This is a genomic window from Flavobacterium sp. N502540 (assembly GCF_025947365.1).
GTDB lineage: Bacteria > Bacteroidota > Bacteroidia > Flavobacteriales > Flavobacteriaceae > Flavobacterium.
Genome location: NZ_CP110012.1, coordinates 2581251 through 2594812 on the forward strand (window position 1 = coordinate 2581251; position 13562 = coordinate 2594812).

The 13562-nt window shown below is 35.9% G+C and carries 11 protein-coding genes and 3 tRNA genes; 11 read left to right on the plus strand and 3 right to left on the minus strand.

The window, feature by feature from the left end:
- Positions 1-80 precede the first annotated feature (80 nt).
- The gene (locus OLM58_RS11170; RefSeq protein ID WP_264532337.1) at positions 81-2507 is read right to left on the minus strand and encodes a carbohydrate binding family 9 domain-containing protein; all 2427 of its coding nucleotides are present in this window, start codon (positions 2505-2507) and stop codon (positions 81-83) included.
- Between the two features lie 317 nt (positions 2508-2824).
- On the opposite strand from OLM58_RS11170, the gene OLM58_RS11175 reads away from it, so the two are divergent.
- On the plus strand, positions 2825-3547 hold the full coding sequence (locus OLM58_RS11175; protein WP_264532338.1) for a murein L,D-transpeptidase catalytic domain family protein: 723 nt from the start codon (positions 2825-2827) through the stop codon (positions 3545-3547).
- Here the strand turns inward: OLM58_RS11175 and OLM58_RS11180 are convergent.
- On the minus strand, positions 3536-5119 hold the full coding sequence (locus OLM58_RS11180) for a L,D-transpeptidase family protein (protein ID WP_264532339.1): 1584 nt from the start codon (positions 5117-5119) through the stop codon (positions 3536-3538). The genes OLM58_RS11175 and OLM58_RS11180 overlap by 12 nt on opposite strands.
- Positions 5120-5687: 568 nt before the next feature.
- Between OLM58_RS11180 and OLM58_RS11185 the strand changes: the two genes are divergently transcribed.
- The 3 genes from OLM58_RS11185 to OLM58_RS11195 all read left to right on the plus strand — a co-directional run bounded on the left by OLM58_RS11185 (position 5688) and on the right by OLM58_RS11195 (position 6120).
- Positions 5688-5760 (plus strand) — tRNA-Gly (locus OLM58_RS11185).
- A gap of 107 nt (positions 5761-5867) precedes the next feature.
- Positions 5868-5940: transfer RNA gene (locus OLM58_RS11190), tRNA-Gly, on the plus strand.
- Between the two features lie 107 nt (positions 5941-6047).
- Positions 6048-6120 (plus strand) — tRNA-Gly (locus OLM58_RS11195).
- Between the two features lie 134 nt (positions 6121-6254).
- On the opposite strand, the gene pepE is transcribed toward OLM58_RS11195, so the two are convergent.
- Complete coding sequence (pepE, locus tag OLM58_RS11200) at positions 6255-6962, minus strand: dipeptidase PepE (RefSeq protein ID WP_264532340.1); 708 nt, start codon at positions 6960-6962, stop codon at positions 6255-6257.
- A 165-nt stretch (positions 6963-7127) separates the two neighbouring features.
- Between pepE and OLM58_RS11205 the strand changes: the two genes are divergently transcribed.
- The 7 genes from OLM58_RS11205 (at position 7128) to OLM58_RS11235 (ending at position 13332) form a co-directional block, all read left to right on the plus strand.
- On the plus strand, positions 7128-7892 hold the full coding sequence (locus tag OLM58_RS11205; protein WP_264532341.1) for a hypothetical protein: 765 nt from the start codon (positions 7128-7130) through the stop codon (positions 7890-7892).
- The gene (locus OLM58_RS11210) at positions 7879-8607 is read left to right on the plus strand and encodes a carboxypeptidase-like regulatory domain-containing protein (RefSeq protein WP_264532342.1); all 729 of its coding nucleotides are present in this window, start codon (positions 7879-7881) and stop codon (positions 8605-8607) included. Before OLM58_RS11205 ends, OLM58_RS11210 begins: the two co-directional genes overlap by 14 nt.
- A complete protein-coding gene (locus OLM58_RS11215; RefSeq protein WP_264532343.1) occupies positions 8597-9349 on the plus strand; it encodes a hypothetical protein in 753 nt (250 codons plus the stop codon). Before OLM58_RS11210 ends, OLM58_RS11215 begins: the two co-directional genes overlap by 11 nt.
- On the plus strand, positions 9349-9855 hold the full coding sequence (locus tag OLM58_RS11220; RefSeq protein WP_264532344.1) for a DUF6702 family protein: 507 nt from the start codon (positions 9349-9351) through the stop codon (positions 9853-9855). The genes OLM58_RS11215 and OLM58_RS11220 overlap by 1 nt, the downstream gene beginning before the upstream one ends.
- A 66-nt stretch (positions 9856-9921) precedes the next feature.
- The gene (locus tag OLM58_RS11225; protein ID WP_264532345.1) at positions 9922-12162 is read left to right on the plus strand and encodes a M1 family metallopeptidase; all 2241 of its coding nucleotides are present in this window, start codon (positions 9922-9924) and stop codon (positions 12160-12162) included.
- Between the two features lie 257 nt (positions 12163-12419).
- Positions 12420-12767: a twin-arginine translocase TatA/TatE family subunit gene (locus OLM58_RS11230; protein WP_264532346.1), complete on the plus strand. Its 348-nt coding sequence runs from the start codon at positions 12420-12422 to the stop codon at positions 12765-12767.
- Between the two features lies 1 nt (position 12768).
- Complete coding sequence (locus tag OLM58_RS11235; RefSeq protein ID WP_264532347.1) at positions 12769-13332, plus strand: phosphatase PAP2 family protein; 564 nt, start codon at positions 12769-12771, stop codon at positions 13330-13332.
- The last annotated feature ends 230 nt before the right edge of the window (positions 13333-13562 follow it).

Here is a 13562-nt window from a genome sequence, read left to right on the forward strand (position 1 = left end):
AATTATGTTTAATAAAATGAAGCGTAGTAAAAAATACTAATTTGGTTGCAGAACCCTAAAAATTTTAAAATTAATTCACGCTAGGCTCTCCTTCTGATCTTATTTTTGACCCCATTATAGTCTATAAAATATTTCACACTTACTGAAAAGATATGTTTTAAGGCCTGATTGTTCAGTAAATCGGTGATGTTGTGTTTAAAGTCCTTGTTGATAATGCGTTCAAAATTAACGCCATTATTGCGATATAAAACGGAAAGCTGACTACCCGGAGCAAACCACCAGGAATAAGACAAATCAGTGTTCCAGGAATAAAAGCTTGAGTTTTTATTTTTAGTGTATTGCGAATAAGGCGTTAAAGTTCCGTTTTGCTGAAGCTCGAGGATATCCTTGTTTTCGGCGTAAGACCAATATTGTCTTACAGCCAGATTAATTGTCATCGCACTGTTTATGGCGTATTTTCCGTTTAAAGTGTTCGAATAAGTAATAACATTTCGATTCGCAAAAATGATCGTATCGGGAGTGTTATCATTAGTATCATCGTCAAAATCGTCAATATAACCTTTGTTGTTGTTTCTTCGAAGAAAACTAAAAGCATAGGTTAGTAAAAGCTTATCGCTAAAGCGGTATCGTGGTCCAACATCAACGCCATAGGCCATTCTTCCTGCTTCGTCCGCAAAGATTACAAATGGATTTAAGTCCAAAGCAAATTTCTTGTTGTAATTAGTCGAAACGCTTCCCCAGATTTCTATTTTTCTTGGAATGATAACATAGCGGTTGTCGGCTCTTGGCTCGTAATAATCGTGTGAATTTAGAGGGAAAAGATCAATCCCGGCACCGTAAAAATTGTTTTTCAGAGTAGAAAGATTGACTTCTGTGCTAATTCGGTTGTCCTGTACTTTTCCGGATTCTTTATTGAATTCGGTATACATATCATAGTCAACCCTGAAGGTATTAAAGAGCTTTGTAGGGTTTAGAATGCGGTAATTACCATTTCCGTAAAGATTGTAATAATTGGTGTAAAAATTAATTCCCATATCGTTGGGGGCAAAATCTTTAGAAACAAAATCGGAGCCAATACTATAGCGATAATTTCCGCTGGTTTCTGCAAAACGAATGGTACTGAAAACACCATTTTTGTCTTCAGTATCGTTAATCAAACTGTATTTTACATTACCGGATAAGCTGTAGGTGTTGGCTTTCGTTCTTAAATCCCAGGCCAGTGCCGTTACGTTGGCATCCCTGTAATGCCCATTTCGGGTAACATTGGTGTTGATAAGAGTCACGGAAGAATTTTTGCGAAAGCGCTGATCTAAAATCAATACATTATAATTGGTTAGAGGTTCAGCGACCACACGTCTTGTTTCGCCTGAAAGAGTGTCTTTTATTGTGGCAAACGTTTTTTCAGTAACCGCATTTAAAATCCCGATTCCTAATCCTTTTTGAGTTCTTCCTGAAATTTTTAAAGCGTTGATGAGGTTCACATTCTGAACTTCTTCAATTATTTTTTCATTGTCATTTAAAGTAATGTCTATGGAAGGTTTGCCTCCAATTCTTCTCGAATAAAACAAACCTCCCTTGTTGAATAAATCAGTTCCTTCTGTAAAAAAGGCCCTGTTTTCGTTGAATTGCTGCTCAAACGGACCTAAATTTAAAATCTGATCGTCGTATTTGGTTTGTCCGAAATCAGGAATCAGAATCGCGTCAAGAGTAAAAGCATCGTTAATACCGTACTTAATATCCATACCGCCTTTCAGTGTTCCATATGTTTTTTGACTGTCTGAAGCATTTAAATAATAAGAAGCGTAAGGCATAAAAAACAATCGGGTAGGAGGTTTTATATTGACGATTCCCTCCAGGTTACCATTTTGCTGTGTGAATGTTCCAATTTTGGTGTCGATTAAATTCCAGGTATACTTTTTACGTTCCCTTCTGATCTCTCTGAAAAAATTAATCCCCCAGGTTTGTTTGTCTCCGCCTGAAAAGCGCAAGGCAGCATAGGGAATTTTGATTTCCACGGCCCATCCTTTGTCATTCAACACCGCTTTACTGAGCCATACTGCATCCCAGGAATAATCTTCGCCATTGGCATCTGTCATGATGCAGTCGCCCTGTACATCTGCTGCCGATACAAAAAACTGAAAATTTTGCTGGCCATCGTTAAAGCCGTTGATAAAAACACCAAACATATCAGAAGTTCCGAAATTGTCACGCTGCGAAATTTCTTTTAAAATTTTGGAAGGGTCATCGTGCAACGTTGCGGCAATATAGATCGCATCATTGTTGTATAAAACCCTTACCTCGGTTTTTTGATTGTCCGGAATAGGTTTACCGTTATCAGGCTGATACATTACAAAATCTGTAGCAGGAGAAACATTTTTCCAGGCTGGTTCGTCCAGTTTCCCATCAATTAAAATGTTCTCCTTAGTCAGTTCAGCCTGCAGTGTTTTCTTTTGGGCATGACACCAAAAAGTAAAGAAGAGAAAGCTGATAAAAACTAATTTTTTCATAGTATTTTAAAAAATAGAAGAATGGATATAGCGCTTTGATTAATAGACCTTGCTTTTTTTTAAATGTTACAGTTTTAGTTGAAATAAATGATTTTTCTGTATTTTTTGCAAGAAAAGTACGAAAAATCAATTTTTTCTTCATCATTGAGTAAACCTCTTACAAAAATATTTGTTTTTTGAACTAAATACTAATTTGTTAAGCTGATTCTGTTAAAGTTTCACCAAAAAAGGGCTGATTTACAGTCTTAAATTTTGCCAGGTATATTTTTTTTATACTTTTGCCAAACCCAAACCTCTGTTTAACCTAAAGAAATTCAATGATTTACAAGATTTATCCATTACTGGTGTTTTTGCTGTTATCTTTTGGTAAAGATTCAAACAACACCTCCGAAGTTAAAAAAGCAGCTGTAAGAACTATTGCTAAAATAGAAACGCTTACAGTTGATTCGAAAATTGAGAGTATTTACAATACCTTAAATTCCAATCACTTTTCACTACCTGAGCTTAGAACTTTCTCTGAAGCCTTAAAAGGGTTTTACTTGTTGAAAGAAAGAGGCGTAATCCAAAAAGACATCCTGACACTTATCGATTTTAGCCTGTCGTCAAATACCAAACGTTTGTGGGTAATTGACTTGGCTACCAATACTGTTTTATTTAATTCTTTAGTAGCTCATGGTAGAAATACCGGAGAAGAATTTGCATCTAATTTTTCAAATGCCAATTCCTCTTTCAAAAGCAGTCTGGGATTTTATGCTACAGGCGAAGTATATAAAGGTAAACATGGTGTTTCTTTACGCTTAGACGGACTGGAGAACGGAGTGAATGACAATGCACGAGAACGTGGAGTTGTCATGCATGGAGCTGATTATGTTTCAGAATCGTTTATCAGAAACAACAAACGATTAGGAAGAAGTCAGGGATGTCCGGCAATTCCAATGGGATTAACTAATGAAATTATCGAGATCATAAAAGACAAATCGCTTTTGTATATCTACCATCCATCCAGAAGTTTCGCGATGGAAGAGAGGCTAATTTCTTAATTTAGCATACAAATCCGAATCCAGATTATAAATGTCAGCTCTGAAAATGAGCTGATTTTTTTTGCTCCATGCCGTCCAATACCATTGGTATAAGGCGTATTTTTTTGTGATTCGAATACTCGTTGTCTTTTTGGAAGCGATGATGGTGTCAATTTTATCTTTAGACCAATTTGTTGAATCTCCCAAAATATGTTCAGCCAGTTCCAGCGGATTTTCTACACGCACACAACCTGAACTTAAGGAACGGTTGTTTCTTCCGAAATTATTTCGATGGTTCGTATCGTGCAGGTAAACACTATGATTGTTTGGAAATAAAATTTTCATTAATCCCAAAGCGTTATTGTAACCCGGACTTTGTACATAACGGTAATTTCCCGGTTTATTTTCGTTCCAGGCAGCAGGGGAGACTTCCTTTCCGGCAGTATCATAAATAGTAATATTTTTATTCGCCAGATAATTTCGATTGCGTTTCATTGCCGGAACCACATCTTCCTTTAAAATAGTTGGCGGTACAGTCCAGGTTGGATTAAAAACCACCGTTCTTAATTTTGAAGTAATGATTGGAGTTTTTCTCTTACTTGTTCCTACGACAACATTACGGACCAGGGTTGTATCCTGACTTTCGACAACGTTTAATTTGTAATCAGGGATGTTGATAATAAAGTAGTCTTCGGCCAAATCAGTAGTATACCATCTCCAGCGTTCTAAGTTGGCGATAATTTGATGTTTTCTTTTCTCTTTAGAAAAATTAAGGGCACTTATCGTTCCAACTCCAATAACACCATCGGCAGCTAAGCCATGTCTTTCCTGGAATTTTTTAACCGATTCGAAAGTTTTGTGGTCATAAATAGAAGTAAGACTGTCCTTTCCGGTCATGTCTTTCCAGAACAAGAGTCTTTTTTTGATGTTGATCAAAGCGGTGTTAGTGTCATTCAAGGTGATTTTGGTAGCCGATTCAATAGGTTGGATATCGTCATCCGGAAAAGTATTGATGATTTCCAGTGCTTTTAAAAGTTGTTTGTAAGGAGACGCCTTCGATTGAATGCCGTCTACAATGCTGTCCAGTTTGTTTTTGTTGAATGCTTTTATCAGGACATTGTTTACATCAAATGTTTTTTCTTCAAGATCCCAATCGGTGTATAGTTTTTTAGGGTCTAGTTTTCCTTTGTAAAGATGGTTGAGGTATTTTTCAAAATTATAAGTCAGTAAAACATCGTAGGTGGCCAGATCAGAATCACTTAACGAACTGATTTTACTTTCGAATTTTTGTAGCCTCGAAGCTTTGTAATCCTCAGGATCCAGACCCAATTGCTCGGCATCGGCCAATTGCGACAAAACATAAGTTCTTTTTTTTAGATTTCCCCAAACGGTCATGTTCTCTGATGAGTTGTAGAACAGTTTAAGTGTTTCGCTCTTAAAAGTACCAATCAGAGCGGTATCAATTGAAACCTTTCTTTCGTCAGTAAGTATAATAGCCGGGGCGGCTTTTTTTACCACCGGAATAACTTTTGGTGCTTCTTTTTTGCAGCTAATGAGTAAGCATATTATAAATAAAAAGTAAAAATTCTTCATTCAATATTCTTTTAAATATAAAACAATACACGCTACAGTTTTTAATTCGAACTAAATTACCCGGAGATGGAAGTTTGTTCTTTTCGTAAACGTACAATAGCGTTTTGATGTTAAATCAAATTGGCTTTGTCTACGTTGCAGTAGGTTTTACTGCGTTAGATTGCGGCCTTTTCAGATTCTTTACTCTTTTGAAGCTTTTCTGCAAAGATTTTCCGGATTTAAATTTGATTTTCTCGGCAAATATAGGTCTGATTTTCTCAAATAATGAAATAATTCTTATTAATTTTTCATTATTAAAATAAGACCGGTTAAGTTGGCCGTTTTCTAAACTTTTCCTTCAAAGATACAACTTTCGGCTGATTTTTCCTTTCGAAGCTGGCATTGATAATCGGAATAAATTTCTTTTGCTGTAGTTTCTTTTATACGAACTCCATTTTATGAGAAATAATTGATTTTATAACTTTTTAATTTTAAATAAGTTATCATTAAATGTGATTTTTTATTGAATTTTTTTACCAAAAAGCTTAGATTTAACTGAATTTATGCCTTATCTTTGCACCGCAGTAATGCGAAAGTAGCTCAGTTGGTAGAGCTCCAGCCTTCCAAGCTGGTTGTCGCGAGTTCGAGCCTCGTCTTTCGCTCTAAAAAAAACCGGGATTTAATCGTTTCGGTCTTTTTAGCAAAAATAAAAAATTATTAATTTTTGTTTTTTTAATGATTTAATTTTTTATATTTGCACCCTGTTAATGCGAAAGTAGCTCAGTTGGTAGAGCTCCAGCCTTCCAAGCTGGTTGTCGCGAGTTCGAGCCTCGTCTTTCGCTCTAAAAAAAACTGAGATTTAATTGTTTCGGTCTTTTTAGCAAAAATAAAAAATTATTAATTTTTATTTTTTTAATGATTTAATTTTTTATATTTGCACCCTGTTAATGCGAAAGTAGCTCAGTTGGTAGAGCTCCAGCCTTCCAAGCTGGTTGTCGCGAGTTCGAGCCTCGTCTTTCGCTCTTAAAAAAATCCTCAAACATATTTGTTTGAGGATTTTTTCGTTTTTGCCTGTATTCAAGCGTATTCATGTAAAAAATCCAAATTCCAAATTTGATTGATAAACTGGAATTTGGAATTTAAAAAGATTGGATTTTTATTTCAGATTGCTCAGATCGCTGCCTGTCTCCAGTTCCGTCGGAGTTTCGTTTTGCAGAAACAAACGCGCCTGCAGGTTTCCTTTCAAAGTGATTTTATCGCCTTTTACTTCCAGCCAGCTGCCTTCTCTTAAACCTAAGACCGGGATTGTGTTGAAAGCATGGAATTCTTTAATTCTGGTCTCCCTCGTTTCACCCATATGTTTAGATTGTAAGTCAGGATCCAGATAATGTGGGTTCAGGTTAAAAGGAATCAGCCCTAAGGTTTGAAAACTTGGAGGGTAGATGATTGGCATATCGTTAGTGGTTTGCATAGAAAGACCACAAATGTTACTTCCGGCACTTGTTCCTAAATAGGGAGTTCCGTTTTTTACAGTCTCAGAAAGAAGCTGCATAATATTGTGTTTGTAAAGCTGTGTAACCAGTAAAAAGGTATTTCCGCCTCCGGTAAATATTCCTTCCGCATTTTTTATGGCGTCTGCTGCATTCTCAAATTCGTGAATTCCTTTAACAGAGATATCAATCGAAGCAAAAGCTTCCGAAACCTTTGTAGTGTAATCGTCATGCGAAATGCCTCCGGGTCTGGCAAACGGAATAAATAAAATGCTTTTGCAGTCTTTAAAATGAGATTGTAAAGTAGGGAGTAAATACTCTAAATAGCTGCCTTCGTGAAGAGTAGAAGTGCTGGCAATGATGATGCTTTTCATATAATTTAAACTCAGGTTGAACCGGTTAAAGGTATTAAAAAACTCTCTTTGGAATACTTCTTTATGGGGTTTAATTAACATATTTTTACCAACTCCTTAGTATTAAATTTGGAGAACATTAAGATATTTTTACAGCTTTAAGAAAATCTTTAAAATTTTGTCGTCATGCACAGGTTCGTATGTTTTCTGATTCTTGCTTTAGGGCAGACCGCTTGGTCTCAGGCTCAGGACCAGACCGTTTTAAACGGGCGAATAAGTGCGAATGTCAATGATCTGGAAGGGGTTTATGTGATCAATGCGCGGACAGAGGGAATGACAACAACCAATTCCTCAGGTACATTTTCTATTGGCGCAAAAGCAGGTGATGAGCTTGTTTTTTCTTCGATACAATTCAAAGAAAACAGGGTTGTGTTAACAGCTGAAAATTTCTCAGATATCAACTTTACTGTAAAACTTAATGTCGTAATGCACCAGCTGCAGGAAGTTATTATTAAAAATTACAATAATGTGAATGCTGTTTCTTTGGGGATTATCCCCAGCGGGCAAAAAACATACACAGAAGCCGAACGGAAATTACGTACCGCGACAGATCTAAATGCAAAGGCAAATGCCGGAGGTATGGTTGGTGGTTCTGTTTCTGCTGATCCGTTGTTGAATTTTTTTTCAGGACGCACAGCTATGCTTAAAAAAGAGGCGGTGGTAGAGAAAAAAGAGGCTTTTATGAAGCTGTTAGAAAAAATGTTTACGTTGGAGCATTTTGTAGAGCAATTGAAGATTCCTTTAGAATATGTAAAAGGATTTGAGTATTACGCCGTAGATAATGATAGATTTACAGTGATTTTAAATTCTAAAAATAAGACTTCGACAGAATTTTTGCTGGCGGAATTAGCGGTTAGGTATAAAGAAATAATTGCAAGTGAAAATAAATAGATTTATAAAAACTAGTTTACTGTTGTTGTTAGTCCAGTTGGGATTTACGCAAAATAAGGTTTCAAAAGAAATTTCGGGACAGATTTTTGAGCAGTCTACTTCAGTTGAGTCCGTTAATATAATTAATAATACGACTCAGGTAACGGCTGTTTCAGATGCAAACGGAGGGTTTACGATTGTAGCAAAAGAAGGAGATGTTTTGATGTTTTCGGCTGTAAATCTGGAAGGATATAAGAGACGAATCACAGCTGAAGATATGAATGCAGGTCGGCTTCAGATTAAAATGACAGCCAAAGAAGTGGAGTTGAAAGAAGTGGTGGTGAATGAAAATGCCAATATAACAGCTGAGAATTTAGGGATAATTCCGTACGGACAGAAAAAATATACCCCTGCAGAACGAAAAGTGTATACTGCGACTTCAACCTCGGTAGACAAGTTGCTTAACAAAATTTCCGGAAGAACAGCCATGCTTAAAAAAGAGGTTAATGTAGAGAAGAAAGAGGCGCTCTTTAGAAAAATGGAATATCTTTTTGAGGAAAATTATTACACAGAAAGATTACGGATACCTGTAGCAGATATTAAAGGATTTCAGTTATATTGTGTGGATGATGCTGATTTTGCCGTATCTTTGAATACTAAAAACAAAACAATGAGTATGTTTTTGTTAACCGATCTAGCCAGAAAATATCTAATAATTCTCGAAAATGAAAAATAGCCTAACCTTATTGCTTATAAGCCTGATTTGTCAAATTACACTAGGACAAAATTCAAGAAAACCCCTCCACGGACAAGTTACCAATAAATCGCTCGCCGTTGAAAGCGGTTTTGTAATGAATGTAAATGCCAATGTAAGAACCTTTATTGGTTCAGGCGGATTATTTGATATCATGGCAAAACCTAAGGATACCTTGCTGTTTACAGGATTGGCGTTTCAGTCCAAAAAAATTGTGCTGACAGAAAAAGACTGTGCCGGGGTTCTGTTTTCCGTACCATTAGATTTAATAAGTAACGAGCTGAAAGAAGTTTTGATACATAAAGATCTAAAAGTAAAATCACTTGGCGGAGGTTCACAACAATATGTTGACATGCAGTTTGAAGATGATAAGCAGTCGACAGCTAAAAATATTACAATGTATTCTGATCAGACGATTAAATATGGTATGAACTTTGTCAGAATTTTTAAAGATGTTAAAAAGCTACTTTCTAAAGATGATGATGATGATAAGGAAGAAGTCATTACGGATCTTGCTTTTATTGAATATTCCAGATCCAATTTTAAACCGAATTTCTTTACGGGTACTTTGGGATTAAAAGAAGATGATATAGAATTGTTTCTAATGTATTGTTCGAATGATCCGGAATCCAGAAAGCATCTGGGGCCGGACCAGAAATTTGAATTGATTGATTTCCTGGTTAATAAAAATAAGGAATTTAAAAAAGTGAAAGTTTCTCAGTAATGAAAAATAAGGTAATCTATCCTTTAATAGGAATATTGTTTTTATCGCTTTCTGCTTTCGCATTCCATAAGTTTTATGTGGGTGTTTTTCAGGTCAATTATGCCGCCGAGAAAAAGATGATTCAGATTACTTCCCGAATTTTTATTGATGACCTTAATAATGGTATGGAGAAAAAATACCATAAGAAAACATTCGTAGGAACCGATAAAGAAACCGAAGCAGATGTAGAGTTGTTAAAAAAATACCTTGCAGAAAACTTTATCATTAAAATAAACGGTCAGTCCAAGCCCATCACCTTTTTGTCTAAAGAGATAGAAGCCGCTGATGTTTTGGTTTGTTATTCGCGAATAAAAGACATCGATAAATTTAAAACTATTGAAATCTCTAATACGATTTTAGTAGATTGGAATGCTGAGCAACAGAATATTACACACGTTACAGCATTTGGCAGTAAGAAAAGTATTCTCTTTACTGAATCTTCCAGGAAAGAATTGTTAAAGTACTAAAGAATGAATAAAATTATTGATTTAATTGTTATTTTCACACCCTGACAAAATTACCATTACTATTTTATGAAAAAACTTTCATTATTGTTGATTTTTCCTGCGATGCTTATCGCTCAGGAAAAAACAGTTGCTCCAAAGCAACAAGGGAAGTACGATACAAACAAATTCAGCCAGATGTATGATCTGTTGGCTACTCCAAATATGTTTCGTACAGCTTCGGGAGCACCGGGACCTGCTTATTACCAACAACAGGCCGATTATAAAATCGATATTGAATTAGACGATAAAAAATCAAGAATAGATGGTTCTGAAATCATAACCTATTCGAATAATTCTCCTGATGTTCTGGAGTATTTATGGATACAGTTAGATCAGAATCAGGCCAGAGCCAAAACGCAAACCTCTTTGGCGGAAAGTGAAAAAATAAGCCCTGTTTTGCCTTTGGATGGATTCTCAAGTAAATATTTGAAAAAAGATTTAGAGCGCGGTTTTAATATTGAACAGGTAAAAGACATAAAAGGAAATCCAATGTCGTATACCATCAATGAAACCATGATGCGTATTAATTTGGCAACACCATTAAAACCGGGTGAAAAAATCTCACTGGCCATAAAATGGTGGTACAACATTAACAACTACAGAAAAGAAGGGGGCGGACGTTCCGGTTATGAATCATTTGATAAAGACGGAAATAAATTATACGTAATTGCTCAGTTTTACCCAAGAATGGCCGTATACAATGATGTGGAAGGCTGGCAGAACATGCAGTTTTGGGGAAGTGGAGAGTTTGCATTGCCTTTCGGTAATTTTGATGTAAACATTACAGTTCCTGCAGATCACATCATTGATGCTACCGGAGAACTGACCAACAGAGCCGAAGTTTTTACGCCGGAACAAGTAAAACGTTACGAACAGGCTCAGAAATCATTTGATAAACCAGTTGTAATTGTAACACAAGCTGAGGCAGAAGCAGCAGAAAAAGGATTTTCGGAAAAGAAAAAAACATGGAGATTCAGTGCCAAAAATGTACGTGACTTCGGAATTGCTTCTTCGAGAAAATTCATTTACGATGCAATGGCTGTAAAAATTGGAAACAGAGTAGTGATGGCCGAATCTGTTTATCCGAAAGAATCAAATCCGTTATGGGGAGAAACCTCCACAATGGTAGTAGCACATACTTTAAAAAGCTATTCAGCGCATACTTTTGATTATCCTTATCCAAAAGCAGTATCAGTTTCAGCAGAAGATCAGGGGATGGAATACCCAATGATTTGCTGGAATTATGGCCGTCCGGATGAAAATGGGGTGACCAGTAAAGAGGTTAAAAACGGAATGATCGGTGTGGTAATTCACGAAGTGGGACATACCTTTTTTCCAATGATTGTAAATTCAGACGAACGTCAATGGAGCTGGATGGATGAAGGTTTGAACTCTTTTTTACAATACATGGCAGAGCAGGAACTGGATTCGAACTTTCCTTCAAGACGCGGGCCTGCAAAAAATATTGTTCCGTATATGAGTGGAGATCAGAAGTTTTTAGAGCCTATTATGTCGAACTCTGAAACCATTCACCAATTTGGAAATAATGCATACGGAAAACCGGCTACAGGACTTAATATTCTGAGAGAAGTCGTAATGGGGAGAGAATTGTTTGACTATGCTTTTAAAACCTATGCCAACAGATGGAAATTTAAACATCCAACCCCTGAAGATTTCTTTAGAACGATGGAAGATGCTTCGGCAGTTGATTTAGACTGGTTTTTCAGAGGATGGTTTTATTCTACAGATTTTGTAGATATCGGAATCAAAGAGGTAAAACAATATTATGTTTCCGAAACCCCAACTGCAGATATCAAAGATATTAAAGTTAAAAAAGGACGTTTTGGATTTGAAAAAGGACCTTTCGTGTATTTAGTTGCTGGTGATAATGCCGAGGTAAATGCTTCGACTAAAAAACCATTAAAAGTAGAAGACGTAAAACTATTGTCAGATTACGTGAGTCAAACCTTTACAGCGGAAGAAAAAGCAAGTCTGAAATCACCTAAATATTTCTATGAAGTAGAGTTTAGTAAACCGGGAGGAATGATCATGCCAATTTTGGTTGAGATTACTTACGAAGACGGAACAAAAGAGAATTACAAGTATCCGGCCCAGATCTGGAGAAAGAATAACGATACGGCTAAGAAAGTTTATGCAACCGAAAAAGTAATTAAAAGCATTCAGATAGATCCGAAATTAATGACCGCCGATATTGATGTAACCAATAACAGCTGGCCAAAAGTAGAAGAAAAATCAAAATTTGATTAAAAATAAACCTGAAAATAGGGCTGTCTCAAAAATGAGACAGCCCTATTTTTTTATAAATTGAAATCTTTCGTAAAAGAACTATTTTCTTTTTCTGAAATTGTTCCATCGGAGCAAAATGTTTATAGCAAATACAATTTACCAGTTTTAAGAAGCTCCAGCGGAGCGTAATTCTTTTGAGGCAGTTCCTTTTTTTTAAGTAAATTTTAAAACCGTCCGTTGTAAAATTTAATATCTTTGTCAACACAAAAATAAAAGATATGTTTGGTATAGGAGGAGGAGAATTAGTTTTTATACTGTTTATAGTGCTAATGCTTTTTGGTTCAGATAAAGTGCCTGAAATTGCTCGCACAATGGGTAAAGCCATGGCGCAGTTAAAAAATGCTACTAACGATATTAAAAGTGAAATTCAAAAAGGAGCTGAGGCCAATGGTCTTGACTCAAAATCACTTACAGATATAACGGGTAACATCAATGCACAAATTAATGACGCCAAAAGCAATCTGATGGGAGACTCCGCTAATTTATTAGGAGACACTGCTACAGAAATAGACAAAGTAAAAGAAGATATCGATTCAATCTCAGGACCTGTAAAACGCCAAAGATAATATGCTTGAAAAAATACAAAAATTAGACACCGAGTTATTGGTGTACCTTAACGGTTTAGGTTCTGAAACATACGATAAACTTTGGCTGATTATTACCAGTCAGTTAAATTGGACCCCTCTTTTTCTGTTGTTTTTTTATTTGATGTATAAAAAGATAGGGGGAAAACAAACTTTGTATGTGATCCTTTTTATTGCCGTGCTAATCACATTTACAGATCAGGTTACTAATTTGGTAAAGTATACCGTTCAACGACTACGACCATGTAATAATCCTGATATCAACACCATTATTCGTGTCGTACAGGTCAGAAAATCATTTAGTTTTTTCTCCGGACATGCAGCCAACACTATGGCGGTAGCGACCTTTTTATATTTCGTTTTGAGACGTCGTATTAAGTTTTTAGGATTTATATTCTTATGGCCTTTAATCTTCGCCTATAGCCGAATTTACTTAGGATTGCACTATCCGGGAGACATCCTGACCGGTTATTTTGTAGGAGCACTTTTCGGATCCTTACTTTATTTGGTATATCGCAGATTAAAACCACAATACTTTCCAGGATAGTTTTTGAAGGTTCTGAGGGATTAAGATACTGAGGTTCTAAGTTTTTTTGTTAGAGAAAACTTAGAACCTTATTTGTTTAGTGTTTTAATTATTTTGGAGAACTATATTTTAAGAAATGCAAAGATGCTTTAGCCAAAATATCTTCCGGTTTAATTTGGCTAAAGCCTTTTTTCAATGCTATCCTTCAGCTCAATTCAATCAACCAAAAAAAACTTAGCACCTTAGTACCT